General features: G+C 72.2%; 14 protein-coding genes. 9 read left to right on the plus strand and 5 right to left on the minus strand.

The window, feature by feature from the left end; all coding sequences use genetic code 11:
* Nucleotides 1-358: 358 nt before the first annotated feature.
* The 4 genes from OG711_RS34090 to OG711_RS34105 form a co-directional block, all read right to left on the minus strand.
* Complete coding sequence (locus OG711_RS34090) at nt 359-1,297, minus strand: M56 family metallopeptidase (protein ID WP_329562442.1); 939 nt, start codon at nt 1,295-1,297, stop codon at nt 359-361.
* Between the two features lie 100 nt (nt 1,298-1,397).
* Complete coding sequence (locus OG711_RS34095; RefSeq protein ID WP_266512508.1) at nt 1,398-1,997, minus strand: DUF5134 domain-containing protein; 600 nt, start codon at nt 1,995-1,997, stop codon at nt 1,398-1,400.
* Nucleotides 1,998-2,194: 197 nt separating this feature from the next.
* The gene (locus tag OG711_RS34100) at nt 2,195-2,785 is read right to left on the minus strand and encodes a WhiB family transcriptional regulator (RefSeq protein ID WP_329562444.1); all 591 of its coding nucleotides are present in this window, start codon (nt 2,783-2,785) and stop codon (nt 2,195-2,197) included.
* A 416-nt stretch (nt 2,786-3,201) separates the two neighbouring features.
* Entirely contained in the window at nt 3,202-3,885 is a 684-nt protein-coding gene (locus tag OG711_RS34105) for a glycerophosphodiester phosphodiesterase (protein ID WP_266512502.1), read from the minus strand.
* A 387-nt stretch (nt 3,886-4,272) separates the two neighbouring features.
* Between OG711_RS34105 and OG711_RS34110 the strand changes: the two genes are divergently transcribed.
* From OG711_RS34110 to OG711_RS34130, 5 genes are all read left to right on the plus strand, one after another.
* The gene (locus OG711_RS34110) at nt 4,273-5,688 is read left to right on the plus strand and encodes a DUF6421 family protein (RefSeq protein ID WP_266512497.1); all 1,416 of its coding nucleotides are present in this window, start codon (nt 4,273-4,275) and stop codon (nt 5,686-5,688) included.
* A gap of 29 nt (nt 5,689-5,717) precedes the next feature.
* On the plus strand, nt 5,718-6,467 hold the full coding sequence (locus tag OG711_RS34115; RefSeq protein ID WP_073795029.1) for an SDR family NAD(P)-dependent oxidoreductase: 750 nt from the start codon (nt 5,718-5,720) through the stop codon (nt 6,465-6,467).
* Entirely contained in the window at nt 6,464-7,534 is a 1,071-nt protein-coding gene (locus OG711_RS34120) for a threonine aldolase family protein (RefSeq protein ID WP_266512494.1), read from the plus strand. Before OG711_RS34115 ends, OG711_RS34120 begins: the two co-directional genes overlap by 4 nt.
* Nucleotides 7,535-7,702: 168 nt before the next feature.
* Nucleotides 7,703-8,302 (plus strand): transglutaminase-like domain-containing protein, encoded by a 600-nt coding sequence (locus OG711_RS34125; protein WP_329562449.1) that lies wholly within the window; start codon nt 7,703-7,705, stop codon nt 8,300-8,302.
* A gap of 44 nt (nt 8,303-8,346) precedes the next feature.
* A complete protein-coding gene (locus OG711_RS34130) occupies nt 8,347-9,045 on the plus strand; it encodes a B3/B4 domain-containing protein (RefSeq protein WP_266512487.1) in 699 nt (232 codons plus the stop codon).
* Nucleotides 9,046-9,153: 108 nt separating this feature from the next.
* On the opposite strand, the gene OG711_RS34135 is transcribed toward OG711_RS34130, so the two are convergent.
* Entirely contained in the window at nt 9,154-9,882 is a 729-nt protein-coding gene (locus tag OG711_RS34135; protein ID WP_073794493.1) for a lysophospholipid acyltransferase family protein, read from the minus strand.
* A 332-nt stretch (nt 9,883-10,214) separates the two neighbouring features.
* On the opposite strand from OG711_RS34135, the gene OG711_RS34140 reads away from it, so the two are divergent.
* The 4 genes from OG711_RS34140 (at nt 10,215) to OG711_RS34155 (ending at nt 14,342) form a co-directional block, all read left to right on the plus strand.
* Nucleotides 10,215-10,568 carry a TlpA family protein disulfide reductase gene (locus tag OG711_RS34140; RefSeq protein WP_329562453.1) on the plus strand — a complete coding sequence of 118 codons (354 nt, stop codon included), beginning with the start codon at nt 10,215-10,217 and terminating at the stop codon, nt 10,566-10,568.
* A 204-nt stretch (nt 10,569-10,772) separates the two neighbouring features.
* A complete protein-coding gene (locus OG711_RS34145; RefSeq protein ID WP_329562455.1) occupies nt 10,773-11,558 on the plus strand; it encodes an electron transfer flavoprotein subunit beta/FixA family protein in 786 nt (261 codons plus the stop codon).
* Nucleotides 11,559-11,805: 247 nt separating this feature from the next.
* Nucleotides 11,806-12,765, plus strand: coding sequence for an electron transfer flavoprotein subunit alpha/FixB family protein (locus OG711_RS34150; RefSeq protein WP_266507918.1), 960 nt, complete (start codon nt 11,806-11,808; stop codon nt 12,763-12,765).
* Between the two features lie 287 nt (nt 12,766-13,052).
* Nucleotides 13,053-14,342 (plus strand): DUF6986 family protein, encoded by a 1,290-nt coding sequence (locus tag OG711_RS34155; protein WP_329562458.1) that lies wholly within the window; start codon nt 13,053-13,055, stop codon nt 14,340-14,342.
* Nucleotides 14,343-14,375: the final 33 nt, after the last annotated feature.

The following is a 14,375-nucleotide window of genomic DNA, read 5'->3' on the forward strand; positions in this document are numbered from 1 at the left end:
GGCCCTGCGGCGGCTGGTTCGACGCTCCCCCGGCGGTGGCGGTGGCGGGACGCCGTGGTGGGGTGCGGTGGCCGGGGGCGACGGCCCGGGTACGACGGCCCGGGTGGACGGTGAGCCCGGGGTCCGGGGGGCGGTGAGTCCGGCGTCCGGGGCGGTCGCGGGGCTCGGCGGGACGGGTGGGGCGGGTCCGGTGGCGGCGCGGGGTGCGCGGGCCTCCGGTGGTCGGCGAGGGCGCGGGCCCCGATGGCCGACGCGGGGTGTGCGGCCCCGGTGTGAGCGCAGGGTGGTCCAGCCCTCCGTTGGTCGGCGCGAGCCATGCGGGCACCCGGGTGCCGCCGCAGGGTGCGGGCCCCCGGTGTCAGCGCAGGGCGTGCAGGCCCGGGACGAAGGCGATCAGGACCGGGACCACCGGGACGAGCGCGGCCGCCGCGGTCAGCCGGAGCCGGCGGGCCGGGGTGAGACGGCGCGGTGGGGCGAGCAGCCGGTGCACCCGCTGCGGGACATGGCCGTGCGGGGTGGGGCAGGGGCGGCCGAACACCCCGCGGTCCTCGTTGAGTTCGACCAGGGCGAGGGCGATCGTCAGCCGTCCGAAGCGGCGGGAGGCGACATCGTCGGCGGCCAGCTCCACCAGCCGGTGCATCTGGGCACGGAACGCGGCGAACACCGGCACCTGCGGGAACCCGTTGGCGAGCGCGGCCGACGAGTGCAGCAGCCAGTCGTGGCGCGCCTCGGCGTGACCCTGCTCATGGGCGAGGACGGCGTCTAGCTGCCTGCCCTTGAGACGGCGCAGCGCGGCCGTGGTGATGACCAGCCGCGGTGCGGCCCCGGGCAGCCACCAGGCGTCGGGCCGCTCGCCCTCCAGGACGACGAGCCGGTCGCTGCCGGGCTCCTCGCCGGGCAGCAGCGGTGCGCGGACCTGGAGTTCGGCGCGGCGTGTCCGGCGGGCCGCGCGGGTGAGACGGATCTCCCGGGCCAGCATCGCTGCGGTCCACACCCCGCCGCACGCCAGCAGCAGCGCGGTCGTCGCCGCCCAGGGGCCGGAGGGACCGAACGCGTACGCCTCGATGACCCGGGTCGGCGCCGGTGCGAACAGCCGCCCGCGTACCGCCTGCCAGGCCGCCGCCGCGCTCAGCGCCATCGACAGCGCGCAGCACAGCAGGACCGCCGCCACCACGCACTGCCAGAGCCAGAGCGCGACGACAGGTTCGCGTTCGGGCCAGTCCGCTCGCGCGAGCAGTCGCGGGGCGAGCACAGCGGTAAGCGCGCCGAGCAGCAGCAGTGCCACGGATACCGTCATCACCCCAGCTTATGAGGGGTGCGGGACCCCGCGATACCGGTGATCGCCGCAAGTGACGCAGGCCACGTTTACGGCTCGCCGCCCGGTGGCCCCGCGGGAGTCAGACGGTCAGCAGCATCGCGACCATCGCGACCCCCATCGAGAGTCTGCACGCCCGTGTCAGCTCGGGCCGGTCGCCCCAGCCGATCCGTGCCCCGCCCGGCGGACCCGCCGCGCCCGCCGGAGCCGTCGGCCGCCCGGCCGGGTGGCCTGCCGCCGGGACCGGTACGGCCGCCCCGGCCGGTATCAGCCGCGCGCCCGCCCACAGCACGTACCCGGTGAAGTAGCCGAACAGTACGGCGGTCAGCGGCGAGGTGCCCGCCGTGCCGTGCCCGTCCGCCGACGCCATCGCCACCGACATATGGACCATCGCGACCGCGCCCACCAGATGATGCAGATGGTGGGCGCCCGCTCTGGACTCCCACAGGGCCCGGGCCCCCGCCACGGTGAAGAGCGCCGCCCCGGCCAGCCACACGGCCCGCTGCGCGGGCACCAGCGCGGCGGGCAGGGCCATGGCGGCCATCCCGAACCCCATCAGCGCCTCGCCCCCCGCCGCCCGGCGCTGTGCCTCGACCCCGCTCCGCATCCGTAACAGGCAGTAGCCCCCGCTCAGCGCGCAGAGCACGACCAGCAGCCATCCGGCCGCCCCCGGTGTGTGCACCGCCCACCTCCCTGTCCGGTGCCCCCGGGGCATGGCTGCCCACCGGTCCGGCGGGGGAAGCGGGCGGGGGTGAGCGCACAGGTGTGCGAGGGGGAGTGCGCGGGGGCGCGCGGTCAGCGGGAACAGCCAGGGGTCCGCTCCATGGCCCGCTCGGGCAGCGGCTCGCGGCCCGAGTGCGGCAGCTCACGCAAGGTGGATCAGGCCACCTGTCGGCTGCCCTCCGGGCACGGGCCCGCGCGGTCCGCACCCCGGCCGGGGGTCTCCGTGAGGGTGATCCGGGTGGAGCGGGGGCGGGGGTCGATACCGGCGGCCCGCAGGAAGTCGGCGGCGGACTGGGCCGCCGCGAGGGACCGGCGGACCCGGGGGCGGGGCACCGCCGTCGCCAGACAGATCCGTTCGACGCGCCAGCCGTGCCAGGCCAACTGCCAGACCACCGAACCCAGATGCTCCGGTGTGACGACCAGCCGCTCACCGGTCAGCAGCCGCCGCACCAGGGAGTCGTCCGCGCCGTACAGGGTGCGCAGGGCGCGCCGGAACCGGCGGCGTTCCGACGGTGTGAGACCGCCCCACACCCCGTCGGACTCGCAGTTGTCGACGGCGTGCCGCAGACAGTCGACGCGTACGGCGCAGCCGCCGCAGATGCGTTTCGCCTGCTCGATGGAGTGCTCCCAGCGTTCCGACTCCCCACGGGGGAAGAACAGCTCGGGTTCGTGGCCGATGCACGCGGCACCCGGAAAGGCGGTGTCACGGACGAGAACGCGGTCGCGGGGCGGCCGGGATGCGGTCATGTGGCTGTGTCCCTTCGGGCATGCGGTTCTTCCGCCCGGCCCGGGGTCGGACCGGCTGCGGGGGTGCGCAGCCCGGGGCCGGGTGGCCGGTGCGGGACGCGGGCCCGGCCCCTGGGGACCGTGCGACCGCTTCCGCACCGAGCCTTCGTCCCCAACAACGGATGCCGGGGCGCACGTGTTCAGCGCGGCGCGGGGGAACTCGTCACACCCCCCGGCCGGGGTGTTCGCGGGACGCGGCGGAGAGCCCGCGGGATCGCCGGGGACGGGCGCGGGGACGGGGCGCCGGGCCCGGTGGGACGGACGGGCGGCCGGGACGTGCCGGGCGCCGCGGACCGGGTGGGGCGCGGCGGTGGACGGGCCGGACGCGGTGGTGGACGGGGTGGGTCAGGCAGGGCGGGTCGGGCAGGGCGGGCGGGTCAGGCGGTGAAGCGGGCGGTCCGCTTGATCTCCGGATGGTCCGTCGTCGCGCCGTCGAGCCCGAGGGCGCGTACCAGCCGCAGCTGGTCCTGGGTGTTGACGACCCACCCGATGATCCGCAGATCGGCCTTGCGCGCGCGTTCCACCAGTTCGAGGGTGAGCCGGCGGATGTTCAGCACCAGGGTCCCGGCGCCGACGGCGGTCGCCCGGTCCACCACGTCGAGGCCGTAGCGGCTGGCCACCAGGGCGGTGCGCGCGTCCGGCACCAGCCGGGAGATCTCCGCGAGGGCCGCGTCGTGGAAGGACAGCACCTCCACGCGCGGGACCAGGTTGCGGGCGTGCATCACATCGGCGAGCGCGCGGGCCGCCGCGATGTCCTTGATCTCGGCCTGGAGGGGGGCCCGTACCGCGTCCAGGACCTCCTCGAACACCGGGACGCGTTCGCCGCGTCCGGCGTCCAGGGTGCGGAGCTGGGCGAGGGTCCGGTCCGCGATGGGACCGCTGCCGTCGGTGGTCCGGTCGACATCGGCGTCGTGCATGACGACGAGCGCGCCGTCCTTGCTGAGGTGGAGGTCCAGTTCGATGACGTCGAGGCCCGCGAGCTCGGCGGCGACGAAGGACCTGAGGGTGTTCTCGGGCTCGACGCCCATGATTCCGCGATGGCCGATGGTGAGGAAGTTCAACGTGTACTCGCTTCCGTCGACAGCGGGTCCCCGTACGGGTCGCCGGGCGGTGTCCGCGTGCCCCGCGCGGGCAGGGCGCAGCCTAATCGTCTCCTGGGATGTGGGAAGGGCCGTGGGCGGGCGCGGCTGGTTGTGTTCCTCCGCCCGGCGGCTCCCGAGGCCGGTGCGCCTCCCTTCACGCCCCCTGGTCGGTGGTCCCGCCCCCTGGACGGGAGGCTGCCCCGGTTCGTCCGTGTGATGTTCATCCCGGGTTCGGACGGGCTATCACGGGAAAAAGAGCGGTGTGGGTGGAGCGGGGCAGGAGATTTTCCGGCCCCTCGTCTTGCTGTAGAGATCCTTGCCCGCTTACGGTGGCATAACGCAAGGTTTTCCCGTGGAGGGTGAGAAATGACGGATGTTCTTGTGCGGATGGGTTCCGGGGGGCGGGTTTCTCCGTCGGAGCGGGTGATCGACCACCCTTCCTGGCCCCTGCTCAAGGCTGCCGTGGAAGAGATCAGGCCCTGGCAGTCCAAGGACGGCTCGATCGACCTCGGCGCCGACCACACCCCCGACCTCGCCCGGGCCACCGCCGTCGTGGAGCGCGTCGTGGACGCCCTCGGCGACCTCGCCCCGCTGCTGCCCCACAACGCCGCGTACCACACGGCCCTCGCGGCCGATCTGCGCCGCTGGGCCGCCGGCGGCTTCGAGGTCCCGGACTTCCTCGACTCGCTGCTGGCCTTCCAGCCCGCCGCGCACCGCGAGGACGGACTCCAGCACCTGGTCGTCTTCCCCATGTACACGCAGAACGGCAATCTGGACCGCAATCTCGAAGCGGTCGTCCTGCGCATGGTGTGGCCCGACTGGCTCGCCGAGCTGGAGCGCACCCGGTACGACAACCCGCTGTTCTGCGGGATCACCTTCGAGGACTTCACCCCCGGGTACGACACCAACTCCGCGGTCCTCTTCCCCGAGACGATCGCCGTCCGCGAGGCCCCCGAGCGGTTCACCTGGGGCGGGATCTTCTGCGACCGCGAGGCCGCCCGGTTCCGGCGTGTCACCGACGCCTCCGTCGGCATCCTCGGTCTGGAGCTGCCCGACGACATCCAGCAGATGGTCGGCGACCAGGACCGCTGCGAGCAGGCCTTCGTCCTGTGGGACATGGTCCACGACCGCACCCACAGCCACGGCGACCTGCCCTTCGACCCGTTCATGATCAAGCAGCGCCAGCCGTTCTGGATGTACGGCCTGGAGGAGCTGCGCTGCGACCTCACCGCCTTCAAGGAGGCCGTGAAGCTGGAGGCCGACGGCTTCCCGCAGGGCCGTGACGTGCAGTTCGCCGTGCTGTTCGACCGGATGTTCCGCTTCCCGGTCACCGGTGAGCGCGTACGCAACTACGACGGGCTCGGCGGCCAGCTCCTCTTCGCCTACCTGCACAAGCACGACGTCGTCCGCTGGACCGACAACAAGCTCCACATCGACTGGGACCGCGCCCCGCAGGTCACCAACCAGCTCTGCGCCGACATCGAGCGGCTGTACCGCGACGGCATCGACCGCCCCAAGCTCGTCCACTGGTTCGCCGGGTACGAGCTGGTGTCGACCTACCTCGCCCCGCACCCCGGCTCCCGCTGGGCCAAGGGCCCCGACGCCCTCGATCTGACGCTGCCGCCCCGCAAACTCGTGGACGACGTGCTTCCGGACGAGTTTCCCCTGAGCATGTTCTATGAGGCGCTTGCCAAGAAGCTCAAGAACGTGATCGCCTCGACCAAGGGCATCACCGCGGCCACGCCCGGCACGGGCACCGACTCCACCGAGGTGGCCGCGTGAGCCCCGAGGGCAGCCCGGAGGTGAGCACGATGGACGGCAAGGACACGCTGAACGGTGCGGTGATCGCGGTCGCCGGCGCGGCCGGCCCGGCGGGCCGGGCGACACTGCTGCGCCTGGCCGAGGCCGGAGCCACGGTGATCGGCTCCGACGCCGACGCCGAGCGGCTCGCCGAAGCGGTCGACGCGGCGCGCTACGCGCACGGCGGGTCCACCGTCATCGGCGACACCGTCGACCTCCTCGACCTGCGGGCGACCCGGGAGTGGGCCGACCGGATCGAGAAGGACTTCGGACGCGTCGACGGCCTGATCCACCTGGTCGGCGGCTGGCGCGGCAGTCCCTCCTTCGCGGACACCGACCTCGCCGACTGGGACCTGCTCGAAAAGCTCCTCATCCGCACCGTCCAGCACACCTCGCTGGCCTTCGCGGAGCCCCTGAAGCGCAGCGACCGGGGCCGCTATCTGCTCATCAGCGCGGCCGGCGCGAGCAAGCCGACCGCCGGGAACGCCGCCTACGCGGCGTCCAAGGCCGCCGCCGAGGCATGGACGCTCGCCCTCGCCGACGACTTCCGCAAGGCCGGGGGCGACGACGGCCCCGCCGCGGCGGCTGCGATCCTGGTGGTCAAGGCGCTGGTCCACGACGCGATGCGCGCCGAGCGACCGAGCGCGAAGTTCGCGGGCTTCACCGACGTGGCGGACCTGGCCGAGGCCGCCGCCGGAGTCTGGGAGCGACCCGCCGGCGATGTGAACGGAAACCGTCTGTGGCTCACCGAGAAGCCGTGAACCCTCCCAGGACCGACGCGCGACGTCACCACGACCCGGACGTGCGCGGCTTCGCCAGCGACAACTACGCGGGCGCCCACCCGGAGGTCCTCGCGGCCATCACCCTCGCCAACGGCGGCCATCAGGTCGCCTACGGCGAGGACGACTACACCGAGAACCTCCAGCGAATCATCCGCGGCCACTTCGGCGCCCGTGCCGAGGCGTTCCCCGTCTTCAACGGGACCGGCGCCAACGTCGTCGCGCTCCAGGCCGTCACCGACCGCTGGGGCGCGGTGATCAGCGCCGAGAGCGCCCACATCAACGTCGACGAGGGCGGCGCGCCGGAACGCGTCGGCGGGCTCAAGCTGCTCACCGTCCCCACCCCGGACGGCAAGCTCACCCCCGAGCTGATCGACCGGCAGGCCTGGGGCTTCGAGGACGAGCACCGGGCCATGCCGCAGGTCGTCTCGATCACCCAGAACACCGAGCTGGGCACCGTCTACACACCCGACGAGATCCGCGCGATCTGCGACCACGCCCACGATCTGGGCATGGTCGTCCACCTCGACGGCGCCCGGATAGCCAACGCCGCCGCGTCGCTGGACGTCCCGATGCGGACCTTCACCAACGCGGCCGGGGTCGATCTGCTGTCGCTGGGCGGGACGAAGAACGGCGCCCTGTTCGGGGAGGCCGTCGTCGTCCTCAACCCGGACGTGGTCCGCAGGATGAAGCATCTGCGCAAGCTGTCCATGCAGCTCGCCTCGAAGATGCGCTTCGTGTCGGTGCAGCTCGAAGCGCTGCTCGCCAAGGACCTGTGGCTGCGCAACGCCCGCCACGCCAACGAGATGGCGCAGCGGCTGGCCGAGGGCGTCCGCTCGGTGCACGGGGTGGAGATCCTGTACCCCGTGCAGGCCAACGCCGTGTTCGCGCGGCTGCCGCACGACGTCAGCGAGCGGCTCCAGAAGCGGTACCGCTTCTACTTCTGGGACGAGACGGCCGGCGACGTCCGCTGGATGTGCTCGTTCGACACCCGTGAGGAGGACGTCGACGGATTCCTCGCGGCGCTCAAGGAGGAGATGGCGCGGTAGCGCGAAGCGCAGCGCACCGCGCCGTTCGCGGCGGCGGGCGCGAGGTCCCGGAAGGGGCGCGGGTGAGCGGATCCCCGCGCCCCTTTCCGTTGTCCGTGTTCTTCCCGCTCCCGGAACGGCTCAGCAAATGCATTGAAGTTCCGTCGAACGTATATCTATGCTGAATGTATGCAGCTGATCGAGCAGGACGTGCCCCGGTCCGCCTATCTCGCCGCCGATGAGGTGGTCGACCATGGGCATCCTCTGGTGCGCGAGACGGTGACCGCCTTGGGTGGCGGGTCGCTGTCGCCGTATGAGTATGCGCGGGCCGCCTTCGAGTACATCCGGGACGAGATCCCCCACTCACGGGACAGCGGCGACATGAGGGTCACCTGGCGCGCCTCGGACGTGCTGGAGCTGCGTACCGGGATCTGCTACGCCAAGTCCCATGCCCTGGCCGCCCTGCTCAGGGCGCGCGGCATCCCGACGGGCTTCTGCTACCAGCGCCTCACGGAGGACGACGGCAGCGCCCCGGTCCTCCATGGGCTCGTGGCGATCGCGCTCCCCGGGCACCCGCGCTGGGCGCGTCAGGATGCCCGGGGCAACACCTCGGGCATCGACGCGCGGTTCTCGACGGAGGATGAACGGCTGGCCTTTCCCGTCCGGGCGGAGTTCAGTGAGGTGGACTATCCGGTATTGTATGCTGCACCGCATCCGGCGGTGATGGACGCCCTGAGGAGCGCACCGGACCGGGCCGCGCTGTGGCAGTCCCTGCCCAGCTCGCTCTGACCCGCACCGCCACCGGCAACGACCCACGGCAGGCAAGGCAGAAGATGACCATTCCGCTCACCGTGTCCGACGAGGTGCGCGCACTCGCGCCCGGCTTCATCCATGTCACCGTCGAGGCCGAAGGGCTCGTCAACACCCCCAGCAGCGAAGGCACTTCGGCCCTGCTGGACGACGCCGCCCGGCGCCTCGCGGTCCGTCTCGAAGGCCGCGCGCCGCACGAGGACCCGCACATGGCCGCCTGGCGTGCCGCGTACACCGCGTTCGGCGCCAAGCCCGCCCGGACCCGCAACTCCGCCGAGGCCCTCGCCAAGCGCGCCCTCTCGTACGCCGGACTGCCCCGGATCAACGCGCTCGTCGATGTCTACAACGCCGTCAGCGTCGCCCATCTGATCCCGGTGGGAGGCGAGGACGCGGACCGTATCCACGGGGGCATGCGACTCGTCCGCGCGAAGGGCGACGAGGAGTTCCCCACCGCGGCCGAGGGGGAGCGGGTGATCGAGCACCCCGAGCGGGGTGAGGTCGTCTGGTGCGACGACAGCGGGGTCACCTGCCGCCGCTGGAACTGGCGGCAGGGAACGCGTACCCGGCTCACCGAGGAGTCGCGTTCGGCGCTCTTCCTGCTGGAGGGGCTGGCGCCGATGCGGGCCGGCGAGGTCGCGGCGGCGGGAGCGGAACTCGCCGAACTGATCGAGAAGTTCAGCCCCGGCGCCCGTATCACCGTCAACGCGCCGGTCGGTGCCTGAACCCACCTGGGAGTCGGCCCCGGCGGCGGGCGGACCGGGCGGGGAATGGTGGAGTCGGCTGGCCGGTCGGTCGGTCGGCCGGGGTTCGGCGGGGCGGGCGGGGCGTTCTCAGCCCGCTTCCGCCGCCTTCACGGCCTCCGGGGTCGGCGCCGTGCCACCGAGGTGCGCGGGCATCCACCAGGTGTCGTCGACACCCTTGGGCCGTACCGGGTACGCGCGCTGCGCCGCCTCAAGAAGCTCCTGCACCTGGTCCCGCACCCGCCGGGTGATGGCTCCCGCGTACTGGTCGCGGGGGGCCTCCATCGGCTCACCGACCCGCATCGTGACCGGGATGTGGTGCCGCCGGAAGTTGCGCGGCCGCCCCTTGGTCCACAGCCGCTGTGTCCCCCACAGCGCCATCGGCACCAGCGGGACGCCCGCCTCCTGCGCGAGCCGCGCGGCACCCGACTTGAAGCTCTTGAGCGTGAACGACTGCGAGATGGTCGCCTCGGGGAACACCCCGATGATCTCCCCGGACCGCAGCGACTCCAGCGCGTGCTGGTACGCGGCCTCGCCGCTCTCGCGGTCCACCGGGATGTGCTTCATCCCGCGCATCAGCGGGCCCGACACCTTGTGCCGGAAGACGGCGTCCTTGGCCATGAAGCGGACCAGCCGCTTCTGCGGGAGCGCCGTGAGCCCCGAGAAGATGAAGTCCAGATAGCTGATGTGATTGCTGACCAGAACCGCGCCACCGGTGCGCGGGATGTTCTCCGAACCCTTGCACTCGATCTTCAGATCGAGCGCCTTGAACATCGTCAGGGCCACGCCGATGACGGGGCGGTACACAAGCTCTGCCATGGGACGAGGAAGGCCCTTCTGTCTGCCTCGGGAGGGGGAACCCGGGCGGGAAGTTACGCAGCCGTAGGTTTTCCGGCCTGCGCAGATCGTGCCCGAAGAACGAACCGGGGGCCAGTCCTGGCGCCCCCGCAGCGCGAGATCCTCGTCACGTCGGAGACATGTACCGTTCCCCCCGCCGGGCGGGCGTATGCCGCCCCGTCGCGACCCGCCGTCCGGCGGAAGTTCCGTCCGGAACCAGGCAGGTCAGGAATCACCGCGAACCGGTGCACGCTCTTCCTGGGGAAGGCGGGGTGTCCGGCGCCGGACACCCCCGAACAGAAGGACGGTGGACGGTGGACGGTGCACACGCGCAGGAGTGGGCGCGCGGGCCCGGGGACGGTACGCGGCTCGACGCGGCCGCGCTCGGTGCGGACCTCGGGGAGCGGGCCACACTCGTCCAGTTCTCCAGCGCCTTCTGCCGGCCCTGCCACGCCACCCGCCGGGTGCTCGCACAGGTCGCGGACATGGTGCCGGGTGTCCGGCACATCGAGATCGACGCCGAGGACCACCTCGCGCTGGTCCGCTCCCTCGGCATCCTCAAGACACCGACGGTCCTCGTCCTGGACGCGGACGGCCGTGTGGTGCGCCGGGCCGCCGGACAGCCCCGTACCGCCGATGTGATCGCCGCGCTCGGTGAGGCTGTCTGAAGGCCGTGCGACCGGGGAAGGCTGCGACTACGGAGCGTTGCGAAGGTCACAAGGCCGAGCGCTTGCTCAGGCAGGATGACAGGAGTCTACTGATCGGTAATATCGCCTCCGGGTGCACCCGGAGGCGGCCGGAACGGGCGGCTCCGCGCGCCTGCGCACCTGCGGGGCGATGCCCCGGAACTGACGACGAACAAGGAGTTCGGTATGACCCTGAAGATTGTCGTGTGTGTGAAGTATGTGCCGGATGCTTCGGGTGAGTGGGGGTTTTCGGGGGATTTGACGGTGGATCGTGTGGGTGTGGACGGTTTGTTGTCGGAGTTGGACGAGTATGCGGTGGAGCAGGCGTTGCGGGTTGCTGAGGCGTCGGGGGATGCGGAGGTGACGGTGGTGACGGTGGGTCCTGATGATGCGCGGGATGCGGTGCGGAAGGCTTTGTCGATGGGGGCTGATCGTGGGGTGCATGTGGAGGACGGGGGTGTTGAGGGTTCGGATGTGATGGGGACGTCGTTGGTGCTGGCGGCGGCGGTGGGGAAGGCGGGGTTCGATCTGGTGGTGTGCGGGATGGCGTCGACGGATGGGGTGGCGGGGGTGGTTCCGGCGTTGCTGGCGGAGCGTCTGGGGGTGGCTCAGGTGTCGTTGCTGTCGGAGGTGTCCGTCCGGGACGGTGTGGTGCGGGGGCGTCGTGACGGGGATGCGGCGTCGGAGGTGCTGGAGGCGGGGTTGCCTGCGGTGGTGTCGGTGACGGATCAGTCGGGTGAGGCGCGGTATCCGTCGTTCAAGGGGATCATGGCGGCGAAGAAGAAGCCGGTGGAGTCGTGGGATCTGGATGATCTCGGGGTGGATGCGGGGTCGGTGGGTTCGGCGGGTGCGTGGACGGTGGTGGAGTCGGTGACGGAGCGTCCGGCGCGGGTGGCGGGGACGGTCGTGACCGACGAGGGTGACGGCGGGCTCCGGTTGGCGGAGTTCCTGGCGGGTCAGAAGTTCATCTGACGGGCCCCTTCCCGGAGGGGCCGGGGTCCGGGCCGAGGCCGGTCCGGGCCGGTGCGGGTGGTGTTCTCCCTGCGCGGGTGACCGGGTGACCGGGTGGCCGGGTGGCGGCGGGTTCCTCTCGGTTCCTCTTCGTTCCTCCTTCGGTCTTCGTTCTCTTCGGTCTTCGTTCTCTTCGTTCGTTCTGCGTTGTTCTTGGTTCGTTGTCGGGTGCCGGTGTGGCCGGCTGTTGTGGGATTGGGTGGTTGTGGTGGCGCAGGTTCTGGTTTTTGTGGATCAGGTGGACGGTGTGGTGCGGAAGCCGTCGTTGGAGTTGCTGGCGGTGGCGCGGCGGTTGGGTGAGCCGGTGGCTGTGGTGGTGGGTGCGGGTGCGGGTGGTGCGGCGGGTGTGCTGGGTGGTCATGGTGCGGTGAGGGTGCTGGTGTCGGAGGCTTCGGAGTTCGCGGAGTTGTTGGTGGTGCCGAAGGTGGATGCGTTGGAGGCGGCGGTGGGGGTGGTGTCGCCGGTGGCGGTGCTGTTGCCGTCGTCGGGGGAGAACAAGGAGGTCGCGGCGCGGTTGGCGGTGCGGCTGGGTTCGGGTGTGCTGGTGGATGCGGTGGATGTGGTGGCGGGGGAGGGGGGTCCGGTGGTGGTGCAGTCGGTGTTCGCGGCGGGGTTCTCGGTGCGGTCGCGGGTGTCGCGGGGGGTGCCGGTGGTGACGGTGAAGCCGAATGCGGCGGCGGTGGAGGAGGTTGCTGCGGCGGGTGCGGTGGAGGAGTTGGCGGTGGTGTTCGGTGGGGGTCCGGCGGCGCGGGTGGTGTCGCGGGAGGCGCGGGCGGTGTCGGGGCGTCCGGAGCTGACGGAGGCTGCTGTGGTGGTGTCGGGTGGTCGTGGTGTGGGGGGTGCGGAGGGCTTCGGGGTGGTGGAGGCTCTGGCGGATGCGCTGGGTGGTGCGGTGGGGGCGTCGCGGGCGGCGGTGGACGCGGGCTGGTATCCGCATGCGGGTCAGGTGGGTCAGACGGGGAAGAGTGTGTCGCCGCAGTTGTATGTGGCGAACGGGATCTCGGGGGCGATCCAGCACCGGGCGGGGATGCAGACGTCGAAGACGATCGTGGCGGTGAACAAGGACGCGGAGGCGCCGATCTTCGATCTGGTGGACTTCGGTGTGGTGGGTGACCTGTTCAAGGTCCTGCCCCAGCTGACCGACGAGATCAACCACCGCAAGAACTGACCCACGACCCGAACAACCCGGCCCGACCCGAACGGCCCGGCCGGCCCGGACAGCCCGGCCGGCCTGATCCGACCTGACCGGACAGTCCGGCCGACCCTGGCCGATCCGGCTGCCGGTCACCCACGGCCCCCGCGACCCCCACCGGTCACGGGGGCCCGGCCATGCCGCCACACGAACACGTACCCCACGGAGTACGCCCCCAGGGGTTGTTACCGGCCCACGACCGCTGGGTAGCTTCACCGTCCCGGTACGGGACCGGCGTACGGCGGAACGCGGGAGGTCGTGGCATGCGGCAGCGCGAGCACGTGGCGAGAAGCCTCACGCGGGAGGTCACCGGGCCCGTCTGCGCGGCGCTCGCCCCGGTCGACGTACGACTGGCGCGCACGTACCCGGGGGACCCGGGCACCCGGCAGCCGGTGCACACCGTCTACGTACCGGGTGATGTGTTCGACGCGGGTACGGTCCGGCGGTGGGGGGATCTGGCGCGGGAGCTCCTCGACGAGCACGCGCCGGACGCGTCCGCCCTGGCGGCGGTCCTCGGTCTGCCCGGGGAGTTGGCGGAGCCGGTGCACACCCGGGTACTGGCCAAACTGGAGCGCGAGCCGGTCGAGGATCTGCGGATCGACTTCGAGGACGGCTACGGCACCCGCTCCGACACGGAGGAGGACGAGGCCGCGGCGCGGGCCGCCCGGCTGGTGGCGCGGGCGTACGCGGACGGTACGGCCGCCCCGTACATGGGTGTCCGGACGAAGTGCCTGGAGGCGCCGGTACGGGAGCGGGCCATCCGTACCCTGGACATCTTCCTGACCGGACTCATGGACGCCGGGGGGCTGCCCGCCGGACTCGTGCTGACGCTGCCCAAGGTGACGTATCCGGAGCAGGTGACGGCGATGGTCCGGCTCCTCGACGGGTTCGAGCGGGCCCGGGGGCCGCTGCCCGCGCGGATCGGGTTCGAGATCCAGGTCGAGACCAGCCAGGCCGTGCTCGCGGCCGACGGCACGGCGACCGTCGCCCGCATGATCCAGGCGGGGGAGGGACGCGTCACGGGGCTGCACTACGGCACGTTCGACTACAGCGCCTGTCTGGGGGTCGCCGCCGCGTACCAGTCGAGCGACCATCCCGCCGCGGACCACGCCAAGGCCGTCATGCAGGTCGCGGCGGCCGGGACGGGCGTACGGGTGTCCGACGGGTCCACCAACGTCCTGCCGGTGGGCCCCACTCCACGCGTCCACGAGGCCTGGCGGCTGCACCACCGGCTGACCCGGCGGGCCCTGGCCCGCGCGTACCACCAGGGCTGGGACATGCACCCCGGTCATCTCCCGACGCGGTACGCGGCCGTCTTCGCCTTCTACCGGGAGGGGTTCGTACGGGCGGCGGAACGGCTGCGCGCCTATGTGGAACGCACGGGCGGCGACGTACTGGACGAACCGGCTACGGCGCGTGCCCTCAGCGGCTTCCTGGTCCGGGGTACGGACTGCGGCGCACTGGACGAGGCCGAGGTCACGACGGCGACCGGACTCACCGCCCCGGCCCTGCGAGCGCTCGCGTTCCCGCGCCGGACCGCGCCGACCGGATGAGGGGACGCCGGAGGAGGGGTTGCGGGTCGGCGC

Origin of the sequence: Streptomyces uncialis (assembly GCF_036250755.1) — a bacterium.
Classification (GTDB): domain Bacteria; phylum Actinomycetota; class Actinomycetes; order Streptomycetales; family Streptomycetaceae; genus Streptomyces; species Streptomyces uncialis.

What these genes read in the sequence shown, in the direction of transcription:
- OG711_RS34090 (WP_329562442.1), bottom strand. Translation starts at nt 1,297, where the DNA reads ATGACGGTATCCGTGGCACTGCTGCTGCTCGGCGCGCTTACCGCTGTG.
- OG711_RS34100 (WP_329562444.1), bottom strand. Translation starts at nt 2,785, where the DNA reads ATGACCGCATCCCGGCCGCCCCGCGACCGCGTTCTCGTCCGTGACACC.
- OG711_RS34110 (WP_266512497.1), top strand. Translation starts at nt 4,273, where the DNA reads ATGACGGATGTTCTTGTGCGGATGGGTTCCGGGGGGCGGGTTTCTCCG.
- OG711_RS34115 (WP_073795029.1), top strand. Translation starts at nt 5,718, where the DNA reads ATGGACGGCAAGGACACGCTGAACGGTGCGGTGATCGCGGTCGCCGGC.
- OG711_RS34125 (WP_329562449.1), top strand. Translation starts at nt 7,703, where the DNA reads ATGCAGCTGATCGAGCAGGACGTGCCCCGGTCCGCCTATCTCGCCGCC.
- OG711_RS34130 (WP_266512487.1), top strand. Translation starts at nt 8,347, where the DNA reads ATGACCATTCCGCTCACCGTGTCCGACGAGGTGCGCGCACTCGCGCCC.
- OG711_RS34135 (WP_073794493.1), bottom strand. Translation starts at nt 9,882, where the DNA reads ATGGCAGAGCTTGTGTACCGCCCCGTCATCGGCGTGGCCCTGACGATG.
- OG711_RS34145 (WP_329562455.1), top strand. Translation starts at nt 10,773, where the DNA reads ATGACCCTGAAGATTGTCGTGTGTGTGAAGTATGTGCCGGATGCTTCG.
- OG711_RS34155 (WP_329562458.1), top strand. Translation starts at nt 13,053, where the DNA reads ATGCGGCAGCGCGAGCACGTGGCGAGAAGCCTCACGCGGGAGGTCACC.